At 68.8% G+C, this 218-nt stretch carries 1 pseudogene; it reads left to right on the forward strand.

The window, feature by feature from the left end:
* Positions 1-218: pseudogene (locus OO67_RS35585) on the forward strand (lantibiotic dehydratase); the annotation flags it as partial.

Raw genomic sequence — 218 nt, forward strand, 5'->3', positions numbered from 1 at the left:
GGGCTGCCGCGTCATGTGTTCGTGGTGTCGCCGGCCGAGCCGCGGCCGTTCTACGTGGACTTCGATGCCCCGGTCTACGTGAACATCCTGGCCAAGGCGGCCCGGCGGCTGGCCAGGAAGGATCCGCTGGCGAAGCTGACCGTCACCGAGATGCTGCCGACCCCGGAACACGCCTGGCTCACCGACGACCAGGGCAACGCCTACACCTCCGAACTCCG

The organism is Streptomyces atroolivaceus, from assembly GCF_000717025.1.
GTDB lineage: Bacteria > Actinomycetota > Actinomycetes > Streptomycetales > Streptomycetaceae > Streptomyces > Streptomyces atroolivaceus.